Below are 21,828 nucleotides of genomic sequence, written 5' to 3'. Positions count from 1 at the left end.
TCAATGACCTTTACGTTAACGTCAACTTAAGCCAGAGTGATTGTCTATTCTTCACCTTGAGACGGCGCTTGCGCGCACCGTGCTCATGCTCCCGACAATAATCACAAGAGGAGTTGCCATGAAGTTGCCATCTGTCCCCAGTTACAGCCAGGGCGCACAGGACAAAGCCCTGCTGAGCCTGACCCTTGGCCAGGCGTTCGATCAAACGTGCATGCGTTACCCTGACGGCGAGGCGCTGATTGTGCGTCATCAACAGCAACGATTGACCTGGCAGCAATTGGCGCACGCGGTCGATCTGCATGCCAAAGCCTTTATGGCGCTGGGGATGCAAGCGGGTGACCGGCTGGGTGTGTGGGCACCCAACTGCCTGGAATGGTTTATTTGCCAGTTTGCCAGCGCTCACATCGGCGTGATTCTGGTCAATATCAATCCCGCGTACCGGCTTTCTGAACTGGAGTACGTGCTCAAACAATCGGCGTGTCAGTGGTTGGTGTGCGCGCAGGCGTTCAAAACCTCGGACTACCACGCCATGGTGCAGACGCTGGTGCCTGAGCTGGCGCAGCGCCCCCTCCACAGCGAACGTTTTGGTGACTTGCGTGCGGTGATCAGTCTGGGTGCGCAGCCCCCCGCCGGGTTTATCCCCTGGGCACAGCTGGCCGTGCTGGGGGCGGGGGTCAGCGCCGCACACTTGCATGCCCGCCAGGCCGCTGTGCAGCCTCAACATCCGGTCAATATTCAATACACTTCGGGCACCACCGGCTTCCCCAAAGGGGCGACCCTCAGCCATCGCAACATCTTGAATAACGGCTACATGGTGGGTGAAAGCCTTGGATTGACGGCTCAAGACCGGCTGGTGATTCCGGTGCCGCTCTACCATTGTTTTGGCATGGTGATGGGCAATCTGGGCTGCGTCACCCACGGCACCACCATGATTTACCCCTCTGACGCCTTCGACCCTGGCCTGACCCTGCAAGCGGTTGCTCAAGAGCGCGCCACCGCGTTGTACGGCGTACCCACCATGTTTATCGCCATGCTCGATCATCCTCAACGGGCCGATTTTGACCTGTCGAGCTTGCGCACCGGCATCATGGCTGGGGCCACATGCCCGATTGAAGTGATGCGCCGGGTGATCAGCGACATGCACATGGGTGAGGTACAAATTGCCTATGGCATGACTGAAACCAGCCCGGTGTCGATACAGACCGGTCCTGCGGATGGCTTGGAATTGCGTGTGACCACCGTGGGCCGCACCCAGCCACACTTGGAAAACAAGCTGATTGACGCGCAGGGCGAAGTGGTTGCCCGTGGTGAGATTGGCGAGTTGTGCACGCGCGGGTACAGCGTAATGCTCGGTTACTGGAACAACCCGCAGGCGACGGATCAAGCCATTGATAGCGAGGGCTGGCTGCACACGGGTGATTTGGCGCACATGGATGAAAACGGCTATGTCTGCATCGTCGGGCGTAACAAAGACATGATTATTCGCGGCGGAGAAAACATTTACCCGCGTGAGCTGGAGGAGTTTTTCTTCACCCATCCGGCCGTTGCAGATGTGCAGATAGTGGGCATACCGGACGCCAAATACGGTGAGCAAGTGGTGGCCTGGATCAAATTTCACCCCGGTCATACGGCTAACGAACTGGAGCTGCAAACCTGGTGCAAATCGCGCATCGCACACTTCAAAACGCCGCGCCACTTCAAGTTTGTAGAGGCCTTCCCGATGACCGTGACCGGCAAAATCCAGAAATTCAAGATGCGTGAAATCAGCATTCAAGAGCTTGGGGAGGGGTAAAGGGTCATTGCAGATAGCACAAAGGGGAGCCGAAGCTCCCCTTTAACGTGTCGTTGCGTGCTCTTTTTTATTATTGAGGGGCGGTCTGTTGTTGTTTTTGGAACCGTGGCCCTTTGTTGCTGTTTTTGCGATCCCCATCCGGGATCAAGAGCAAACGTATTTTTTTGAGCGCTGATCCACTTTTATCACCGGCTATCACACCTGTGATCCAACCTGAACGGGTGCTACCTGAAGGTAGTTTTATTATTCTCAGCCCGGTTGCGAGGTGGCTTATGGCTCCTCGGAAAAGTAAACCTTCTCCAAAAAAATCTGTTAGCTGCGTCTCTGTCGTGTTGTTTTTGTTATGTCAGAGTCGTTTCGTATTGTTTTTATTATGTTGCTGCACTTTTTATTCTTGTTATGCCATAGAGATAGCAGAAGCCGTGCCAACTTTTAAAAATACTTATAAATCAATGGTTTATTTTTTTGATGGAAAAAAATAGGCCCCTTGAGGGGCCGGTTTGTTTCCTTGTTACTCGTGTGGGTTACCGCTCGGTAACACTGCAGCACACTTTTCAGCCCTGGCGCGCTTTCGCGACGCGCGAGCCGGTAACACGGCCCAGTACACGGCAGATGTGCTCACCGGCCAGCAGCAGCGTGTCCATGTCGACTCCGGTTTCAATGTCCATGCCGTTGAGCATGTACAGCACATCTTCAGTGGCGACGTTACCGCTGGCGCCCTTGGCATAGGGGCAGCCACCAAGGCCTGAGATCGAGCTGTCAAACACGGCAATGCCTTCGTGCAGGCTGGCGTAAATATTCACCAGTGCCTGGCCGTAAGTGTCATGGAAATGCCCGGCGAGCTTTTCGCGCGGCACGTAGGCAGTCACGGCTTCAAACAGTGCGCGCGTGGCCGTGGGCGTGCCCGTGCCAATGGTGTCGCCCAGCGAAACCTCGTAACAGCCCATGGCATACAACTCATTAGCCACGGCGGCGACTTGCTGCGCCGGCACGTTGCCCTCATAGGGGCAGCCGAGCACGCAGGACACATAGCCGCGCACGGTAATCCCATGCTGGTGTGCGGCTTCAATCAGCGGGACAAAACGCGCCAGGCTGTCACTGATCGAGCAATTGATATTGCGTTGTGAAAACGCTTCGGAGGCGGCGGCAAACACGGCGACCTCCTTGACCCCGGCGGCCACGGCGTCTTCAAAACCGCGCATGTTGGGCGCCAGTGCGCCATACACCACGCCGGGTTTGCGCTGGATGTGGGCAAAGACCTCGGCCGAACCCGCCATTTGCGGCACCCATTTGGGCGAGACAAAACTGCCGACCTCGATGTAGTCCAGCCCTGCATCCGTCAGCGCGTCAACCAACTGCACCTTGTCGGCCACGCTGATGGGCTGGGCTTCGTTTTGCAGGCCATCACGCGGACCGACTTCTATCAGGCGCACATGGGTGGGAAGTGTCATGGGGTCACCGATTTGTGTAGGAGCGAGCGTGCTCGCGAAGGGCAGATGTCATGCCGTCTGACTTTTGATGGTGTGCTCCAGCGCCTGCGTGCAACGTTCTTCAGCCGTGTCCAGCTCCAACTGCATCTGCTGAATATCCAGCAACTGTTGCTCCAGTTGTTCACGGCGCTCGGCGATTTTGGCCAGCATGCTGGTCAGCTGCTTTTGATTGCCGCTGGTCGGGTCGTACAGCTCAATCAACTCGCGGCATTCGGCCAACGAAAAGCCAATGCGCTTGCCGCGCAGAATCAATTTAAGGCTGACTTTGTCACGCGCTGAATACACCCGCTCCTGGCCCCGGCGTTCAGGCGCAAGCAGCCCTTGTTCTTCATAAAAACGAATGGCACGGGTGGTGATGTCCAGTTCGCGGGCAAGGTCGGAAATACTGTATGTCTGGCTGCTCATGGGCGCGCTCTGGAGAAATCGTGTGATTAAGCTAATGGTTGGTTGACGTTTACGTCAAGCAAGCTCGCCGCCAGCCCTTTTTTTTCCTGAGCCACTTGCTGCTGACACACCTCAATCAACAATTCGCGCATCCAGCGGTTGGCCGGGTCTTGCTCGGTGCTTTCGTGCCAATACAAATGGGTTTCCACGTTGGGCATCTCGTTGAGTGGCAACCCCACAAAATGCAACGCATTGCGCCGTGCGAACCGCTCGGGCACGGTCATGACCATGTCGGTGTGTTGCAACACATTGGAGGCCATCAAGTAATGCTGCGAGCGCAGGGTGATTTTGCGTTGCAGGCCCATTTTGCCCAGCGCCAGATCGACCTGGCCCAGCCCGTTGCGGCGCGTAGAAATATGAATGTGGGTCAGCGCCAAATACGCGTCCAGGCTGAGGGTGGCTTGACTGGCCAACGGATGCCCGGCGCGCATGGCGCACACATAGCGGTCCTCCATCAACTTGACGTGACGCACTTGCGGGTCAGTGTTGAGCGGCGCGTCGATGGCAAAGTCCAGACGTCCTGCCGCCAGGTCGCTGGTGGTCTCACGTCGATGAGCTAAAAAGCTTTCAATGACCACCGACGGAGCCTGCTTGCGCAAGCGCTGGAACAGCGGTGGCAAAACCACGGCTTCTGTCAGGTCGGTCATGCTGATGCGAAAGGTTTTGTTGGCTTGTAAGGGGTTGAAGGTGCGGCTTTCCTGTACTGATACGCGCAATAACGCCAACGCGCTGCGCACAGGGCTGATGATGTTTTGTGCCATGGGCGTGGGCACCATCCCTTGGGCGGTGCGCACAAACAGCGGGTCGTTGAAGCTCTCGCGCAGACGGGCCAGTGCATTGGACACCGCAGGCTGAGTGATGCCGATGATCTGCCCGGCGCGGGTCAGGTTGGCCTCGGTGTAGATCGCATCGAAGACCACAAACAGATTGAGATCGACTTTGTTCAAGTTCATGCGGGGCAACTCTTGTTATTGAGGGGGGCTGGCAGCACTGAATCATATATTGCTTATGAATGGTAATACACGCTGTCAATAGGCTGGGTAAATGATGGGGCGCTGAATTAGCATCGGGTGATACTTCCCACATTCCCGGTAAAGGCAGCCAGTCATGGATTTCGCTTATTCCCCTAAAGTTCAGGATCTTCGTGAGCGTGTTACGGCGTTTATGGACGCTTATGTGTACCCGGCAGAGGCGATTTTCGATCAACAGGTGGCTGAAGGTGATCGCTGGCAGCCAACCGCCATCATGGAAACCTTGAAGCTCAAAGCCAAAGCCGAGGGGCTGTGGAACCTGTTTTTGCCGGATTCAGAACAGGGCGCGGGGTTGACCAACCTTGAGTACGCGCCGCTGGCCGAAATCATGGGGCGTTCCATGCTCGGCTCCGAGCCGTTCAACTGCTCGGCGCCCGACACCGGCAACATGGAGGTGCTGGTGCGCTATGCCAATGCGCAACAGAAACAACAGTGGCTGGAGCCTTTACTGCGCGGTGAGATTCGTTCGGCGTTCGCCATGACCGAGCCGGAGGTGGCGTCGTCGGATGCCACCAATATGCAGGCGAGTGCCCTGCGTGAGGGCGACGAGTGGGTCATTAACGGGCGCAAGTGGTGGACCTCCGGCGTCTGCGACCCGCGTTGCAAAATCATGATTTTCATGGGGCTGAGTAATCCGCACAACCCGCGCCATCAGCAGCACTCCATGATCCTGGTGCCGGTCGACACACCGGGGGTAAAAATCGTACGTCCCTTGCCAGTGTTCGGCTACGACGATGCGCCTCACGGTCATGGCGAAGTGCTGTTCGACAACGTACGGGTGCCCTACGAAAACGTGCTGCTGGGTGAAGGACGCGGGTTTGAAATTGCCCAAGGGCGGCTTGGACCAGGGCGGATTCACCACTGCATGCGTTCAATTGGCATGGCCGAGCGAGCACTCGAGTTAATGTGCCAGCGTTCGCTGGCGCGCAGCGCCTTTGGCAAACCCTTGGCCCGCTTGGGCGGCAATATCGACAAGATCGCCAATTCGCGCATGGAGATCGACATGGCGCGCCTGCTGACCTTGAAAGCGGCGTACATGATGGACACCGTGGGCAACAAAGTGGCGAAAAGCGAGATTGCGCAAATCAAGGTCGTGGCACCGAATGTGGCGTTGAAAGTGATTGATCGGGCGATCCAGTTGCATGGCGGGGCAGGGGTCAGTGCGGATTTCCCGCTGGCGTATATGTATGCCATGCAGCGCACGCTGCGCCTGGCCGACGGCCCGGATGAAGTGCACCGTGCGGCCGTGGGCAAGTGTGAGCTGGACAAGTACGCCACGTTGTCGAAGTGACAGCTAGGAGGCTGGTGCTAATACACCCACACCTCAACGCGACGATTCTTCAGGCGGCCTTCATCTTCGGTGTTGGTCGCGACGGGCATTTGTGCGCCATAACCGCGTATTTCGCGCAGGATCACGCCGTTTTTCACCAGCTCACGGCGCACCGCCATTGCCCGCAGTTTTGACAGCAATTGCGCACGTTCGGGGTTGTCCTTGGCATCGCCAAAGCCTACCAGCGTCACCTGCTTGGTGAGTTTTGCGTGACGTTGCAGATAGTCCACAACGCGCAGTAAGTCTTGACGCGCCTTGTTGTCCAGCGACGCACTGCCTTCCTCAAAACGGAAATTGACTGATAAACGCTGGGCCTGTTGGGTCAGCGCCTGATAGTCCTGCGGCATGTGTGGGCCGGGCAGCACGCTGTCGGCCACCACGCTTTGCGCCACAAAACCGTTTTGCGCGACGATGGCTTGGCCCTGCGCACTTTGGGTGAAGGTAATCAGCGCTTTAGCCCAAGGATTATTCGCTGCAGGTGGCAGGTAAAAGTACAAGCGTCGCGACAGCGGGTAATCTTCGCTGGCGATCAGGCTGTTAAGCGGCAGCATCGGTTGCGAAGCCCCATCGACAATGGCGACAGCCCTGGCTTCGCGGATGTAGGGCAAACCGATGAAACCAATGGCTTGTGGGTCCTGGCTGACAGCATCGGACAACTGTTCGCTGGACTCGAAGCGCTTGGCGGCTGCGCTCAACGGTAGCCCCGCGCGGCTGAGCACCAATTCCTTGAAGGTCTCCCACGTGCCGGACTGATCGTCCCGCGCATATAAATGAATGCTCCCGCCGACGCCGCCTAACGCTTCCCACGTCTGTATGTTGCCGCTGAAGACTTGCGCCAGTTGTTCGGTGTTCAAGGTCGTGAGCGGGTTGCGCGGGTGCACGATGATGGCCAAACCGTCGATGGCAATTACCTGTTCAGCCTCCGGGCTTTTCAGGTCGCCGAGGCGTTCGAGTTCGACCAGTTCGCGGTCCTTGATCGGGCGCGAAGAGGCCACCACATCGGCGTGCTCGTCGTTCAAGGCGGTAAACCCGGTGCCTGAGCCGTGGGCGGCAACGTCCACCCGTACGGGTTGGCCTTGGGCATCGGTGCCCATCAGGGTGTGCTCGTTGGGAGTGGCGGCTGGCACGCTATGAATGTCGCGCACGCCGTGCGCAGCGAGCATGGCAGCCACCAGTGCCGGGCCGAGATTGGCACCCATGGTGTTGGAGCCTTGAATCCTCAAGTCAGCGACTGGCGCGGCGAGGGCCACCCCCGACAAGGCGCACAGCATGATCCATGACATAAAACGCAGCATCGTCGGCGACCTTCCTGGGGCCATAAACGTGCCAGCAATTTAAGTCAGAAAGATTGCAGCGCGATGACAGCCCGCGTGAACCCGGCGCGTCGTATCTGACGCTGTGGGTTGAAGGGGTTTACGACGACTTTGCCGCCGATCACAGCCTCGCCTTACTCGTCAGTTCCTACGGGTTATGCGCCAACGTTTTGTAGGCACTGACGAGGCGCGAGGCTGCGAGCGGTTCAGCTCAGTTCCAGCCAGATCGGTGCGTGGTCCGAGGGTTTTTCCATGGCACGCAGGTCGTAGTCGACGCCCGCGTCTTTGATGCGTGGCACCAGGCCCTTAGAGGCCAGAATCACGTCGATGCGCAAACCGCGTTTGGGTTCGTCTTCAAAGCCGCGGCTGCGATAGTCAAACCAGCTGAAACGGTCTGTCACGTCCGGGTTGAGGTAGCGAAAGCTGTCGACCAGCCCCCAGCCCTTGAGGCGTTCCATCCACTCGCGCTCCTCAGGCAAGAAGCTGCACTTGCCGGTTTTCAGCCAGCGCTTGGCGTTAACGTCGCCGATGCCGATGTCGCAATCTTGCGGTGAGATGTTGATGTCGCCCATCACCACCAGCGGCTGTTCGTTGCTGAATTGGCTTTCGAGCAACTGCTGCAAGTCACTGTAGAACCGCTGCTTGGCAGGGAACTTGGTCGGGTGATCGCGGCTTTCACCTTGTGGGAAATAACCATTCATGACCGTCACTGCCTGGCCATTTTCATCCGCGAATTCGCCCCAGATAAAACGCCGCTGAGCGTCGTCTTCATCGCTCGCAAAGCCTTTATGGATGCTCAGGGGCGCCTGACGCGATAGCAGGGCAACGCCGTAATGGCCTTTCTGGCCGTGGAAATGCACGTGATAACCCAGGGCTTCAATGTCGGCGAAGGGGAACTGCTCATCGCTGACTTTGGTTTCTTGCAGGCCGATCACGTCGGGCTGGTGTTTTTCAATCAGCGCTGCCAGCTGATGGGGCCGAGCGCGCAGGCCGTTGATGTTGAATGACACAATTTTCATGGGCGGGCAGTCCAGAGCAAAACTGCGATGCTAGCGGACTGGCGCGCAAGCGGCCAGCGTGCAGTAGGGCAAATGCGCTGCTAACGTAGGTTGCATGTAGCCATGATTGAACTGTTGTGGCTCTCGGGGGCTCGTACTCACTAGAAGCGCCGCCATCCAAGCGCCGCCAGGGAGATTGAACGTCATGACGCAAACGTCGAATGCCATAGGCCAGATTCAACTGCTCGATGGTGGTTATTCACGCGAAGCGCGTTCGTTGCTGTATCAGGCTTATCGGCATGAGCCGACGTTTCGCTATCTGTTCGATGCTGATCGCAGGGGCTATGAGCAGCGGGTGCGGGCAACCGTTCGCGAGTTGGTCAAGCAGCATTTTTTGCAGGATCGGCCAGGGCTTGGGCTGCTGGTCAATGATCGGCTGGTCGGCATTGCCCTGATCGCACCGCCGCTGCGGCGTCTGGACATCACCGAAAGCTGGGCCTGGCAATTGCGCATGGTGCTGAGCACAGGGCTGCGCTGTACCCGGCGTTATCTGGAATACCATCAGGCGGTATTGGCGTGCGTGCCGGGTGATGCGGTGCATATGCTGCCGTTGTTGGGGATTCACCCAGAGTTTCAAGGCCAGCATTATGGCGAGCAGTTGCTTGAGGCGGTGCACAACTGGTGTGCCGAGGATGAGCACTCCGAAGGCGTGGTGCTCGACACCGGCAATCCGCGTTACCTGGAGTTTTACAAAAAACAGGGTTACGTCGAGATTGGCGAAGTGGCCGTCGGGCCGGTGCGCGAGCACGTGTTTTTCCACGCCAACCCGCAGGTGTTACATACAGCAACGGCTTAAGGGCGAACTTCTCACCTTAGGCAGGCTCTATGACGTTCCTTGCCCGTGTTAGCATCCGCGCCTATGACGTTTCCAGGAAGATTTACCAGTGGTGTGGTCCTGCTGCTCAGCAGCTTTGCAGCCTTTGCGCAAAGCGAGCTGGTGGTCAAGGTCAAACCCGCCAATAGCGCCCTCAAGGCCAACGTGGAAGGCTATATAGGCAGCCTCGGCGATCGTGACGAGGCGGCCTTGTTGCGCTTCAAACGCGGTGCGCAAGAGCAAGCCCTCAAAGCCTCCCAAGCCTTGGGTTATTACAACCCCACCATTGACAGCGAAGTTAAACCCGGTGATCCGCCGCGTTTGGTGTTGAGCATTGATCCCGGCGAGCCGGTGCATCTGCGCAACGTCAACGTGCGCGTCGAAGGTGCGGCCGCTTCGCTCAAGGCCTTTCAGATCCCCGCCAGTGACGACCTCAAGCCGGGGGCGGTGCTCAATCAGGGCGATTACGAAAGCGCCAAGCAAATGATCCAGAACCGGGCGCTGCGTTACGGTTTTTTCAATGGCCAATTTATCAAGCACGAACTGCTGGTCGACCCCAAGGGCGGCTACGCCGATATCAATCTGGTTTACCGCAGCGGGCCGCGTTTTTTGCTCGGCAAGGTCAGTTTTGGTGGCGACACGCCGTTTGATGAGGTGCTGTTGCAACGCATGGTGCCTTTCAAACCGGATACGCCCTATGACTCGGAGCTGGTGAACGAGCTTAATCAAAACCTGCAATCGAGCGGTTATTTTGAAGTGGTGCGCGTTGATGCCGCGCCCAGCACGGCAGTGGGGCAAGTGATTCCGGTCGACGTTGAGCTGCACACCCGCAAGCCACGCACCATGACGCTGGGCCTGGGTTACTCGACCGATACCGGGCCGCGCGGCAAGGCCAGCTGGATGCGCCACTGGGACAACGCCCGTGGCGACAGTTACGGTTTTGAGTCGGAAATTTCCCAGCCCAAGCAAAACGTCGGCGCCTGGTATGACATCCCGCTTGATCCGCCGCTCACCGACAAACTGCGTTTTGCAGCCGGTTATCAGTACGAAGAAATCGCCAATACCGACACCTTGAGCAAGTTGCTGACAGTCGGCCCGGAGTGGCACAGCAAACTGGACAACGGCTGGACGCGCATTGTCTCGCTCAAGTGGCAGCACGAAGAATACCGTTTGGGCGATGACTCGGGCCTGAGCACCTTATTAATGCCCGGTGTCAGTTATTCGGTACTGCGCAGCGATAACCGCATTGATCCTACCCATGGCTACAGCGTGTCGCTGGATGCGCAAGTGGCCAAGGAAGGGCTGATGTCGGACACCAACTTGTTGCACGGCAATGCGCAATTTAAAGCGCTGACTACGTTGTGGGACAAACACCGCTTTTTGGGCCGGGTTCAGTTTGGCGGCAGCGCCACCAACGGTTACAAGTCGATCCCGCCGTCCCTGCGTTTCTTTGCCGGTGGCGACCAAAGCGTGCGCGGCTATGACTATCAGAGCCTGTCGCCGAAGAACTCTGATGGCGACCGTATCGGTGGCCGCTACATGGTGGCGGGCAGCGTCGAGTATCAATATCAGTTCGCCGAAAAATGGCGCTGGGCGACCTTTGTCGACAAAGGCAACGCGTTCAACAGCCTCGACTTCCCCAGTTTAAAAACCGGGGTGGGCATGGGTATTCGCTGGATTTCGCCGGTTGGCCCGATCCGTCTCGATCTGGCTCATGCGCTGGATGACGATGGCGGCGTTCGTTTGCACTTTTCCATGGGGCCAGAACTGTGATTCGTGGTGTGAAAATAGCGGGTCTGGTGTTGCTGGCCTTGTTGCTGACAGGGGTGCTGGCGCTGGGCCTCGTGCTGGGTACACAAGCGGGCAGCCGTTGGGTGCTGGGCCAGGTGCCGGGTTTACAGATCGACAACTTTGCCGGTCGTTTGGGTGGCCAGTGGAGTGCCGATCATCTGTTGTGGGAGCAAGGCAGCAGTCGTGTGGAAGTGGAGCGGCCGATTTTTGCCTGGTCGCCCGCGTGCCTGACGCGCCTGACCTTGTGTGTCGATCAATTGCAGGCAGAGCGCGTGAGCCTGCAATTTCCGCCAGGCAAAGACAGCAGCAGCGGGCCGGTCAGCCTGCCGGAGCTGAAACTGCCGCTGTCCATCGAGGTGGGCGTGATCAAGGTCGGCAACGTGTTGTTCAACGGTATCGAGCAGCTCAAGGGCTTGCAGATGGCGGCGCAGTGGACGCCCAAGGGCTTGCAGATCGACTCGGTGCACGTAGACCGCGAGGATTTGAGCGTCGAGTTGTCTGGCCTGTTGCAACCCAATGGCGATTGGCCTTTGACCTTGCAGGGCGCTATCAACCTGCCGTCTCCCGATAAAGACAAACCCTGGGCGCTGGCGCTGAAGGTCGACGGTGATTTGCGTACTTCACTGAACCTGACCGCCGATAGCACGGGGTATCTCAACGCACAGTTAAAGGGCCAATTGCAGCCACTGGCCGAGAACTTGCCCGCGCAGATCAGCCTCACGTCTGAGGCGTTCAAAGCCAGCCCGGAGTTGCCCGATACCCTGCAAGTCAACCAGCTCCTATTGAGCGCCAAAGGTGATCTCAAGGCCGGTTATGTGCTGAACGGCAGCGCCAGTCTGCCTGCTGAAAAAGCCCCGGTCAGTCTGGTGCTCAAAGGCCGGGTGGATGCCAAGGGGGCGCAAATCTCGGCGCTGGATTTAACCGTCAGCCCCGAGCAACGTTTGAAACTGTCCGGGCAAGTGGATTGGCAAGAAGGCTTGAAGGCCGACGCCACTATCGACTGGCTTAAGTTTCCGTGGCACACCCTGTACCCGCTGATTGCCAAGCCCGATGTAGACCTGCGCACTTTCAAGGGCGAAGTGTCTTACACCGATGGCAACTATTTGGGCCATTTCAAAGCCGATCTGGATGGCCCGGCCGGGGCGTTCAGTCTGGCCAGCCCGTTCAGTGGTGATCTGGGCAAAATATTTTTGCCCCAGCTGCAACTGGTCGCCGGGCAAGGCAAGGCACAGGGCCACGTCAACGTGCAGTTCGCCGAGGGTGTGGCGTGGGACACCGCTCTGGACTTGAGCGCCATCAACCCGGCGTATTGGGTCGCTGAGCTGCCGGGTAACCTGGGTGGCCCGTTGCGTAGCACCGGCTCGTTCAAAAATGAGCGCCTTGAACTCAATGCCGATCTTGATTTAAAAGGCCGTTTGCGCGGCTTGCCCGCCGTCTTGCAAGCCAAGGCTCAAGGTGCTGGCGAAGATTTCACCCTGAGCGCTCTGGACATTCGCCTGGGCGATAACCGCATCAACGGCAGCGCCAGTGTGCAGCAGCAACTCAAGGCGCAACTGGATCTGAACTTGCCGCGTTTGGGTCAGCTGTGGCCGGATCTGCGCGGTCAGCTCAAAGGTCGGGTTGATGTAGGCGGTACGCTCAAGGCACCGCAAGGCAAGGTGGCACTCACAGGTCAGCAATTGGCCTTTGCCGACAATCACCTGCAAAACCTGACGCTGGATGCCTCGCTGGATCGCAATCAAAACGGGCGAATTGACCTCAAAGGCAGCGGGATTCAGACCGGCGACACACAACTGGGCGTACTGACAGCCAATGGCAGCGGTGACCTCAAGCGCCAACAACTGAAACTGGCGTTGCAAGGGCCGATGCTGCAACTGGGGCTGGCGCTGGAGGGTGGGCTGGACAAAGACAACTGGCGCGGGCGTTTGCTCAGCGGGGACGTGAAGGCGGGAGGCCAGAGTTGGGTGCTGCAAAACCCGGCGCGTCTGGAGCGGCTGGCCAATGGCCGTATCACCTTGGGTGCGCAGTGCTGGATGTCCGGGCCTGCCAGCCTGTGCGCGGAAGATCAGCGCTTGATGCCCGACCCCAAATTGCGTTTGCACCTTAAGCAATTCCCCCTCGACAGCCTGGCGCAGTGGTTGCCCAACGACTTTCAGTGGCAAGGCCAGCTCAACGCCGACGTGCTGATGGATGTGCCCGCCAGCGGCCCCAAAGGTCAGGTGGTGGTGGACGCCAGCGGCGGCACCTTGCGTATCAAAGACAAAGGTCAGTGGCTGGACTTCCCGTACCAGACCTTCAAATTGACCAGTCACCTGACGCCCAGCCGGGTCGACACACAGTTTGAATTCAATGGCGGCAAGCTCGGGCAATTGATGCTCAACGCACGCATCAATCCGCTGCCCAAAAGCAAACCGGTGAGCGGCGAGTTCCGCCTCACGGGGCTGGATGTGTCGGTGATCCGTCCGTTTGTGCCGATGGTGGAAAAGCTCACCGGGCAGTTGAATGGTGCGGGGAGTATTTCGGGCGGTTTGCTCGCGCCCTCGATCAACGGCAAGGTGGCGCTGACTGGCGGTGAAATCTCCGGCCCGCAGTTACCGACCAACTTTGAAAACCTGCAACTGACGGCCAACATCGTCGGCGAAACCGCGCAACTCAACGGCGGCTGGACCAGCGGTACGCAAGGGCAGGGCAGCATCAGCGGTGACGTGGCATGGGGCAAGGCGGTGGCCGTCAACGTGCTGGTCAAGGGCAATCACTTGCCGGTGACGGTGGAGCCTTACGCCAAGCTGGACGTGGCGCCCGATCTGAAAATCACGCTCAACGCAAACAATACCCTGTTGATTGCCGGTACGGTGAACGTGCCAAAAGGTGAAATCACCGTTCGCGAACTGCCCCCGTCCACGGTCAAGGTTTCGGATGACACCGTGATCGTCGGTCAGCAGGTGGCTGAGGGCGAAGTGCCGATGGTGGTCGACATGGACATCAACGTGGTGGTGGGGCAAGAACTGCTGACGTTCTCCGGGTTTGGTCTGAACGCTGATTTGGCGGGCCAGGTGCATATTGGCAATAACCTCGATACGCGCGGCGAACTGCGCCTGAACAATGGCCGTTACCGTGCTTATGGCCAGCGCCTGACCATCCGCCGTGCGCGGCTATTGTTTGCCGGGCCGATTGCCCAGCCGTATCTGGACATTGAAGCGATTCGCCAGACAGATGATGTGATTGCAGGCATCCGCTTGAGTGGTAGCGCTGAACAGCCGACCACGCAAATCTTCTCGGAGCCGGCGATGAGCCAAGAGCAAGCGTTGTCTTACTTGATCCTGGGGCGTCCGTTGTCGGGCACCGGGGAAGACAACAACATGCTGGCCCAGGCAGCCTTGGGGCTGGGGTTGATGGGCAGTGCAGGCATTACCTCCGGTCTGGCGAACCACTTGGGTATCAAGGACTTTGAACTCGACACTGAAGGCAGCGGCGACAACACCGCCGTGGTTGCCAGCGGCAAGATCAACGAACGTTTGAGCGTGCGGTATGGCGTGGGCGTGTTTGAACCGGCGAGTACCATTGCGTTGCGTTACAAACTGAGCAAGCGGGTGTACGTGGAAGTGGCCAGCGGCTTTGCCAGTTCGCTGGATATCTTCTACAAACGCGATTTTTAAAACGCCAGACTCAGCGCAGCTGACGAGGCACGAGGCTGTGATCGAATGCGAAGCGGCCGTTAACCTGATGGCTGTGGCGTTTCTGACACACAGGGTTTAACGGTTTCACGACGGCCTTGGCGCCGATCACAGCCTCGCCTAACGCGTCAGTTCCTGCAGGTTGGTAGGAACTGACCTAGCCTGCGCGAATGTGAAACCTGCAAGGGCGGTCGCCGAGACAATGATGCGTCACTGTCTGGATGACTCCACTCATCCATGCCAGCCAAGCGAGGGGATATGGACCGATTCAACGCGATGCGCGTCTTTACCCGTATCGTCGAGCTGGGCGGTTTTGCCAAAGCTGCCGACAGCCTGCAAATGCCCCGTGCTTCAGTGACGGTACTGATCAAACAACTGGAAGCGCACTTGGGCGTGCAACTGTTGCATCGCACCACGCGTCAGGTCAGCCCGACGCTGGACGGCGCCGCGTATTACCAGCGTTGCGTCAGCGTGTTGTCAGACCTTGAAGAGGCCGAAGGGTTGTTCAGCGCCAGCCAACCCAAGGGTACGCTGCGGGTCGAAATGCCAGCGGCGGTGGGGCGTCTGGTGGTGCTGCCTGCGCTGCCTGAGTTCACCCGGCGTTATCCGCAGATAGCGCTGGAAATCGGGCTTAACGACCGGCCGGTGGATTTGATTCGTGAAGGTGTGGACTGCGCGATTCGCGCCGGTTTGACCGTGGATGATTCGCTGGTGGCCCGGCCCCTGGTGCTGATGGACCAAGTGACTGTCGCCAGTCCCGACTATTTGCGTGCTCACGGCATACCGCACACGGTGGCCGATTTGAGTGGGCATCTGATGGTGGAGTATTTCTCTGGCGTATCGGGCAAGCGTTACGGGCTGGAGTTTGAGCAAGGGCCAGACGTGCAGTTGGTCAACTTGGCCAAACAGGTGTCGGTTAACAGTGCCGAAGGGTATTTGGCAGCGTGTGTGGCCGGTTATGGTTTGGTGCAGGCGCCGCATTATCATGTGGCCCAATGGGTGCGTGAGGGGCGCTTGCAAGAAGTGCTCAGTGAATGCTTGCCGCCGCCTCTGGCGCTGACCGCTTTATACCCGCCACATCGCCAGTTATCGCCACGGGTGCGCGTGTTTGTTGACTGGTTGGTGGATGTGTGTGCTCGACCGGGTAGCGGATTTTGTCGCCAGATGACGAGCTAAAACCCATGTGCGGTTGTAACATGGCCCACCGTTGAGGGTGGGCTTACCCGTAGACCCTACGCATGTGCACCTTTTGGCTTTGATTCAAGTCCCATTTTTTCAGGAACAGGTAATGACTCCTTCGCAGCGCTTGAAATACTCGATTTTGATCTCCCTGGTTGTACTGGGGATCATGTTTGGTCTTTCGTACATGCAGAACGCCGGCATGATCTCCGAGAAGATGTTTCAGTACGTCGCCATCGGCGTGGCAGTGATTGTGGTTGTCATCAACGGCGTCATGCGCCGAAAAACCAAAATCTAAGCGTCGATCTGCCCCGTCAAAACAGCTTCGGCCTGCGGATGCAGGCTGTAGCTCTTGTCGCTGTTGAGCACCACCACCCCCTCGCTGCACAGGCGCTTGAGCACTTCGCGCACGCTGAGAAAAGACAGCGGGATATCCAGCGCTTGTAAATGGCTGTGCATGCCTCGCACCCCGAGTCGACGATCATTGCCGGCGGCGGTTAACAGCGCGTCGATGACCTTGAGCCGCACCAGGCTGGTGCGCAGCCCAAAACATTTAAGTAAATGACGAATACGTACATTGCCGTGTAATTGCACCTGTGCCTCCAGCAACCCGTTGTCGGGCTGAAAAGCTGATTTGCGTTGTTGATTACCGTCCGCTGGCATTTGCGAGTTGTGCATGCAAATAACTCCTTATCAGAGCCTGATCAGGAAAATAAAAACTGCTCTTAAGGTACTAGACGAATGAGCCGCCGAAATCATGAACATTTGGATGTAGAAAATTTGTCGTCAAATGCGCTTGATTGAAGTGAAGCCGCTTTGTAGACAGGTTTTTAACGGTGATTAAATTTTTTTAATCGGCTTCGTCTTTAGTGCAGGCACATGCCCGGTGGCGGCGTCCCCATGAGGCGCAACGGGCATTTCTATTGAACGAGCAGGAGTGCGCGTGATTATTTTCAGGCCATTGAGCAAAGCGTGTGTTGCAGGGCTGTGTGTGGGGCTGAGTGTTTGTGCTCTGGCTCAGACCCCGGCCAAAGACGTGAGCGCCGACATTCGCCGCACCACCTTTGGTGTACCGCATATTCAGGCCGCCGATGAGCGTGGCCTGGGGTATGGCATTGGTTATGCCTATGCCCAGGACAACCTGTGTTTGCTGGCCAATGAGGTGGTCACGGTGAACGGTGAACGCTCTAAATATTTCGGGCCTGACGCGTTGACCCTGGAGGAGCGCGACAACCTGTCCAGCGACATTTTTTTCAAGTGGCTCAATACCCCGCAGTCGGTCGATGCCTTTTGGCAGGCGCAAACCCCGCAGGTGCGAGATTTGATTGAGGGGTATGTGGCCGGTTACAACCGTCAGCTCAGCGAGCGCCACGGTCTGCCAGCGCAATGTGACAATGCCTCGGTGCGGCCCCTCACGAGCCGGGATCTGGTCAAGTTGACCCGTCGCCTGTTGGTCGAGGGGGGCGTGGGTCAGTTTGCGCAAGCGCTGGTGGGCGCAACGCCGCCACGCGCCACGGCGCAATGGGCTCAGCACAGCAAGGGCTTTGCAGTGGCTGAGCAACGCATGCAGCGTTTTGCGCTGGAGCGTGGCAGCAACGCAGTGGCTATCGGCAGTGAGCGTTCAAAGACCGGGCGGGCGATGTTGCTGGCCAATCCGCATTTTCCGTGGGTAGGCGGCATGCGCTTTTATGAGATGCAGTTGACCATCCCCGGCAAGCTTGACGTGATGGGCGCCGCGCTGCCCGGTCTGCCGTTGATCAACATCGGTTTCAATCAGCACGTGGCCTGGACCCATACGGTCGACACCTCAAAGCACTTCACCCTGTACCGGCTTGCCCTCGACCCGCATGACCCGACCCGTTATCTGCTGGACGGCAACTCTTACGCGCTGCAAGAGCACACCGTCAGCGTTGAGGTCAAACAGGCCGATGGCAGCCTCAAGCCTCAGTCGCGGGTTATTTACAGTTCAGTGTTCGGGCCGATTGTGCAGTGGCCGGGCAAGCTGGACTGGGACGATAACGTGGCCTTTAGCCTGCGTGATGCCAACCTCGGCAACGATCGCGTATTGCAGCAGTGGTACGCGATGAATCAGGCGGACAGTGTCGATGCCTTGCAAGCCTCGGTGAACAAGATTCAAGGCATCCCGTGGGTCAACACCCTGGCCGTGGATGACAAAGGGCAGGCGCTGTACATGAACCTGTCCGTGGTGCCGTATGTCGATCAGGCCAAATTGGCCGCGTGCAGCGACCCGCGGGTGGGGCTGGAGATGATCGTGCTCGACGGTAGTCGCAGTGCCTGTGCGTGGACGGTTGACGCCAGCGCGGCACAACACGGTATTTATCCGGCGAGTCAGTTGCCGCAACTGCGTCGCAAAGACTACGTGCAGCATTCCAACGACTCCGCCTGGATGGCCAACCCTCTGGCACCGTTGAGCGGTTTTTCGCCGCTGATCAGTCAAGAGGGCCAGCCACTGGGGCCGCGAGCACGTTTTGCTCTTCAGCGGTTAAGTCAGCCCGGTGCCCTCGGTGTATCGGACTTGCAAGGCATGGTGATGGACAACCGGGTGTACCTGGCCGGGCAAGTCATGCCGGACCTCCTTGAGGTGTGTGAAGGTGAGCGTGAGGCCGCGCCGGCAGCGGTGTGTGCCAGCCTCAAGGCATGGGATCAGCAGGCGAATCTGGACAGCGGCATGGGGCTGGTGCATTTCCAGCACCTTATGGCGCAGTTGTTTGAAGTGCCTGACGTGTGGCGCGTGTCGTTCAACCCCGCAGACCCGCAACATACACCGCGAGGTTTGAACATCGATCATCCGGCGGTGCGTCAGGCGGTGCATGACGCGCTCAAAGCGTCAGCGGCGCAGGTGGCGCAAGCAGGGTTGAGTACCGACACGACGTGGGGTGAGATTCAGGGCGTCAACAGTGGCGGCCAGCGTACGCCGATTCACGGTGGCCCGGCGGTACTGGGTGTCTATAACGCCATGCAAAGCGTACCGGGTGAAGGCGGTCAGCAAGAGGTCGTGAGCGGCACCAGCTACCTGCAAACGGTCACGTTTGACGAGCAGGGGCCACAGGCGCAAGGGATGCTGGCGTTTTCGATTTCCAGCGACCCGGCGTCAAAACATGCGCGGGATCAAACCCGGGCGTTCTCGAAGAAGCAATGGCAAACGCTGCCCTTCACTGAGGCGCAGATCAAGGCCGACCCTAACTATGAGCTGACGCACATTCGTCAATAAATACTCTGCACACGCCCGACGCAGGCTGCCGCAGCCTGCGTCAATGGCGCGGGGGAACGGTGTTCAATCAGCCCCGCGGCAGGGCGTTGAGTACGGGGTTACCGTCCTGATTCACGCTCAGGTACACCGGCAACACTTTGGGCAGGGAGGTCACAAGGTTGTTGATTTCTTTGGTGTTGAATACGCCACCGATGCGCAATTGGCGGGTGGCAGAGTCTGCCAGTACCAACGGCGTGCCCAGGTAACGGTTGATCATGGGCAAGGCGTCAGCCAGCGTCAGGTTATCGAGCACCAATTTGCCATTGCGCCACGCCAGATCCGGCGCGTTGGCATAGGTCTGGCTGATTTGCGGGGTATAGTCGCCCGCCTTGTATCGCGCTTGCATGCCCGGCTCCAGACGCAAGCCGTCCCCGCTGAGCTGTTGGTTGCTGGTGACCAGCACTGAGCCTTCCAGCAGCGTGACTTTGACCTGATCTTCATACATCCACACGTTGAACTGGGTGCCGGTCACGCGCACCCGGCCCTCAGCAGCCTGCACCATGAACGGGTGTGCGACATCGTGACTCACCTTGAAAAAGGCTTCGCCTTTGCTCAGGGTGACGCGACGTTGGTCTTTGTAGTTGGCATACGTCAGTTGTGTGCCCAGGTTCAGCTCCACCTGGCTGCCGTCTGGCAGGGTCACGGTTTGCAACTGGGCATCGGCCTGATGACGTTCATAGGCATTGGGCACCCAGCCCAGTTCCCAGCCGCTGTACGCTGCCACAGGCACCGCGAGCAGGGTGATGGCCGCTGCCGTGGCGTATTTTTGCCAGGTGCTGCGCCGTGGCACTTGGGGCAGTTGCACCACGTGTGCCCCTATAGGCTCGGGGCGCGGCAGGTGCTCGCTGACATCCCAGATGTCGAGCATGGCCTCATATTCAAACGCATGCAGCGGGTCAGCGTTCAGCCACACAGCGAAAGCTTCACGTTCCCGGTCAGTGCAATCAGGCTCATGCAAACGCATACACCACTGGGCAGCCGCTTCAGTGATGGCATCGTATTGGGCTTCGGTGAGGCGTGTTTCGCTCATTGGCTCTTCCTGGTTTTGTGCATTCTAACCCTGTGCTAGAGCGAACGAGAACATGAGGCATGTCAAAAGCATGTCATTTACCCATCATGGAGGTTTTTTTCTCTGCTACGTTTACTGCGGCAACCTACGTAACAGACGCAACATCAATTAATGGAGTTAAGACAATGTTGAAGAAAACCTTTGCTGCTGCAATCACTGCTGCTGTTGTGTTGAGCGCTGGCGCTGCGATGGCTGCGACACCCGATGCGAACTGGGCGTTCTCCAAAGAGGTGATTAAAGTCCTCAAAACCGATAATGGCTACGTCACCATTAAAAAGGTTGAACTGGAGAATCCGGCTACCGGTATCTGGAAAGCGGAAGGCGTGAAGAAAATCGATGGTGTGGAAGTCGAAGTCGAAACCACGCTTGATCACACGGGCAAAGTGATTTCCGAGAAGAAAGACTGATTCTCGCTACCTGAATCGCTTGCGAGCGCTTCTAGCCCGGTCTTGCCATTGCAGGACCGGGCATCACGTGGTCATCACGGGCACATAAAAAAGCCCGCGTTCAACGCAGGCCTGGTGTGCAGCATTATCGTTGTTGACTCGATCAGCCGTTGGAACAGCCGTTACCCATGACCCGGTACTCAAGAATGTGACGCTGACCCTGGTGGTCTTCATAGATCATTTGCGCCGGAACCACTTCACACACATCGGCAGTCGGGGTCACGCTGATCACATGGGCAACGTCCAGGTCAGTGGCGTAGGTGTACTGTTCAACCACCGGTTGGGCCTGTGCAACTTGAACGTCGTCAGCGGCGGCCACTGTCGCAATACCCATCAAAGCAAGTGCGATAAAACCTTTCATTTTTTTCAGACCTTAAAACAATCACGTATCACTGACTTCCATTGCCATGCTGGCGGGAGAAGTTGTTGCGCCTTTTAAGAGGTGTGGCGCAACACGAAGTACCGTGCCCTGTTTCAATGTTTCAGCGAGGGATGAACATAGGATACGCACTTAAAACATTGATTAAAGTCAAAAGAATGCCAAGCAGTATTGTTGGAATGGTAATAATGCTGTTTTTATGTTGTGCAAAAGAAAGCCCCCTACAAAGAGGGGGCTTGGGGTCGCATCCGTGCGTGCAACCTTGGGCATAGCCTGTGTTTAGTGAGTGCTGCAACCGTCACCCATGACCTGATATTCCACAGTGTGGCGTTGGCCCTGATGGTCTTCATAGGTCATTTGCGCCGGTACCACTTCGCACACTTTCGGGATGCTGGACATACTGATGACATTGGCAATGTCCAGCGTTGTTCCGTAGGAATAGTGTTCAACTGGCGGTTGCGAAGTGGGGGTTGTTTCACCGGCCAGGGCGGTGGTCGCTATGCCGGCCAGTAATAAAGCGATCAGATGTTTCATGTGAGTGGCCTCTAAAGTAATCAAATATGAACAGTGACTGACTTCATGTGCCGTGCAGGCGGGTAGAAGTTACGCGCCCGAATAAGTATTCAATGAGTGCGTACGAAGTTCCGTGTTTAAGTTTCAAGTGCGGTTCAGTGCATGTCGCCAAGTTTACGCCGTTTGAATGATTGAAAAAGACTTGATGGCAAAACGCTCTGTTACCGCTTGAGT

General features: G+C 57.8%; 18 protein-coding genes. 9 read left to right on the top strand and 9 right to left on the bottom strand.

Features of this window, described 5'->3' with window-relative positions; all coding sequences use genetic code 11:
• The first annotated feature begins 118 nt into the window (after positions 1-118).
• Positions 119-1,792, top strand: coding sequence for an AMP-binding protein (locus tag ACP7A4_RS08805; protein WP_059763097.1), 1,674 nt, complete (start codon positions 119-121; stop codon positions 1,790-1,792).
• Positions 1,793-2,346: 554 nt separating this feature from the next.
• Here the strand turns inward: ACP7A4_RS08805 and ACP7A4_RS08800 are convergent.
• The 3 genes from ACP7A4_RS08800 to ACP7A4_RS08790 are packed head-to-tail and all read right to left on the bottom strand — an operon-like array spanning position 2,347 to position 4,679.
• Positions 2,347-3,243, bottom strand: coding sequence for a hydroxymethylglutaryl-CoA lyase (locus tag ACP7A4_RS08800; RefSeq protein ID WP_426246442.1), 897 nt, complete (start codon positions 3,241-3,243; stop codon positions 2,347-2,349).
• Between the two features lie 48 nt (positions 3,244-3,291).
• The gene (locus ACP7A4_RS08795; RefSeq protein WP_048363630.1) at positions 3,292-3,687 is read right to left on the bottom strand and encodes a MerR family transcriptional regulator; all 396 of its coding nucleotides are present in this window, start codon (positions 3,685-3,687) and stop codon (positions 3,292-3,294) included.
• A gap of 26 nt (positions 3,688-3,713) precedes the next feature.
• Entirely contained in the window at positions 3,714-4,679 is a 966-nt protein-coding gene (locus ACP7A4_RS08790; protein ID WP_426246440.1) for a LysR family transcriptional regulator, read from the bottom strand.
• Between the two features lie 154 nt (positions 4,680-4,833).
• Between ACP7A4_RS08790 and ACP7A4_RS08785 the strand changes: the two genes are divergently transcribed.
• Positions 4,834-6,048: an acyl-CoA dehydrogenase gene (locus ACP7A4_RS08785; RefSeq protein ID WP_059763094.1), complete on the top strand. Its 1,215-nt coding sequence runs from the start codon at positions 4,834-4,836 to the stop codon at positions 6,046-6,048.
• A 17-nt stretch (positions 6,049-6,065) separates the two neighbouring features.
• Here the strand turns inward: ACP7A4_RS08785 and ACP7A4_RS08780 are convergent, their stop codons facing one another.
• A complete protein-coding gene (locus tag ACP7A4_RS08780) occupies positions 6,066-7,382 on the bottom strand; it encodes a substrate-binding domain-containing protein (RefSeq protein WP_426246438.1) in 1,317 nt (438 codons plus the stop codon).
• Positions 7,383-7,606: 224 nt separating this feature from the next.
• Positions 7,607-8,419 carry an exodeoxyribonuclease III gene (gene xthA / locus ACP7A4_RS08775; protein WP_426246436.1) on the bottom strand — a complete coding sequence of 271 codons (813 nt, stop codon included), beginning with the start codon at positions 8,417-8,419 and terminating at the stop codon, positions 7,607-7,609.
• Between the two features lie 184 nt (positions 8,420-8,603).
• Between xthA and ACP7A4_RS08770 the strand changes: the two genes are divergently transcribed.
• From ACP7A4_RS08770 to ACP7A4_RS08750, 5 genes are all read left to right on the top strand, one after another.
• A complete protein-coding gene (locus tag ACP7A4_RS08770; protein ID WP_059763091.1) occupies positions 8,604-9,254 on the top strand; it encodes a GNAT family N-acetyltransferase in 651 nt (216 codons plus the stop codon).
• Positions 9,255-9,317: 63 nt separating this feature from the next.
• Positions 9,318-11,045: an autotransporter assembly complex protein TamA gene (locus ACP7A4_RS08765; RefSeq protein WP_059763090.1), complete on the top strand. Its 1,728-nt coding sequence runs from the start codon at positions 9,318-9,320 to the stop codon at positions 11,043-11,045.
• Positions 11,042-14,719, top strand: coding sequence for a translocation/assembly module TamB domain-containing protein (locus ACP7A4_RS08760; RefSeq protein WP_426246433.1), 3,678 nt, complete (start codon positions 11,042-11,044; stop codon positions 14,717-14,719). The genes ACP7A4_RS08765 and ACP7A4_RS08760 overlap by 4 nt, the downstream gene beginning before the upstream one ends.
• Positions 14,720-14,995: 276 nt before the next feature.
• Entirely contained in the window at positions 14,996-15,913 is a 918-nt protein-coding gene (locus ACP7A4_RS08755) for a LysR family transcriptional regulator (RefSeq protein WP_426246431.1), read from the top strand.
• A gap of 112 nt (positions 15,914-16,025) precedes the next feature.
• Complete coding sequence (locus ACP7A4_RS08750; protein WP_048363639.1) at positions 16,026-16,214, top strand: hypothetical protein; 189 nt, start codon at positions 16,026-16,028, stop codon at positions 16,212-16,214.
• On the opposite strand, the gene ACP7A4_RS08745 is transcribed toward ACP7A4_RS08750, so the two are convergent.
• Positions 16,211-16,594: a fe2+ zn2+ uptake regulation protein gene (locus ACP7A4_RS08745; RefSeq protein ID WP_426246428.1), complete on the bottom strand. Its 384-nt coding sequence runs from the start codon at positions 16,592-16,594 to the stop codon at positions 16,211-16,213. The genes ACP7A4_RS08750 and ACP7A4_RS08745 overlap by 4 nt on opposite strands.
• A gap of 265 nt (positions 16,595-16,859) precedes the next feature.
• Between ACP7A4_RS08745 and ACP7A4_RS08740 the strand changes: the two genes are divergently transcribed.
• Positions 16,860-19,148 carry a penicillin acylase family protein gene (locus ACP7A4_RS08740; RefSeq protein WP_203303739.1) on the top strand — a complete coding sequence of 763 codons (2,289 nt, stop codon included), beginning with the start codon at positions 16,860-16,862 and terminating at the stop codon, positions 19,146-19,148.
• A gap of 67 nt (positions 19,149-19,215) precedes the next feature.
• On the opposite strand, the gene ACP7A4_RS08735 is transcribed toward ACP7A4_RS08740, so the two are convergent.
• Entirely contained in the window at positions 19,216-20,217 is a 1,002-nt protein-coding gene (locus tag ACP7A4_RS08735; protein WP_059763085.1) for a FecR family protein, read from the bottom strand.
• Between the two features lie 164 nt (positions 20,218-20,381).
• Between ACP7A4_RS08735 and ACP7A4_RS08730 the strand changes: the two genes are divergently transcribed.
• Positions 20,382-20,663 carry a PepSY domain-containing protein gene (locus ACP7A4_RS08730; protein WP_059763084.1) on the top strand — a complete coding sequence of 94 codons (282 nt, stop codon included), beginning with the start codon at positions 20,382-20,384 and terminating at the stop codon, positions 20,661-20,663.
• 142 nt (positions 20,664-20,805) lie between these two features.
• Here ACP7A4_RS08730 and ACP7A4_RS08725 read toward each other — a convergent pair whose 3' ends face one another.
• Both ACP7A4_RS08725 and ACP7A4_RS08720 read right to left on the bottom strand, forming a co-directional pair.
• The gene (locus ACP7A4_RS08725) at positions 20,806-21,063 is read right to left on the bottom strand and encodes a DUF2790 domain-containing protein (protein WP_048363644.1); all 258 of its coding nucleotides are present in this window, start codon (positions 21,061-21,063) and stop codon (positions 20,806-20,808) included.
• 297 nt (positions 21,064-21,360) lie between these two features.
• Complete coding sequence (locus ACP7A4_RS08720) at positions 21,361-21,615, bottom strand: DUF2790 domain-containing protein (protein WP_426246425.1); 255 nt, start codon at positions 21,613-21,615, stop codon at positions 21,361-21,363.
• Positions 21,616-21,828: the final 213 nt, after the last annotated feature.

It is taken from the genome of Pseudomonas sp. TWR3-1-1, assembly GCF_049896545.1.
Taxonomy (GTDB): Bacteria; Pseudomonadota; Gammaproteobacteria; order Pseudomonadales; family Pseudomonadaceae; genus Aquipseudomonas; species Aquipseudomonas weihenstephanensis.
The sequence above is the reverse complement of the archived record's forward strand: the minus strand, read 5'-3'. Positions and strand labels throughout refer to the sequence as shown.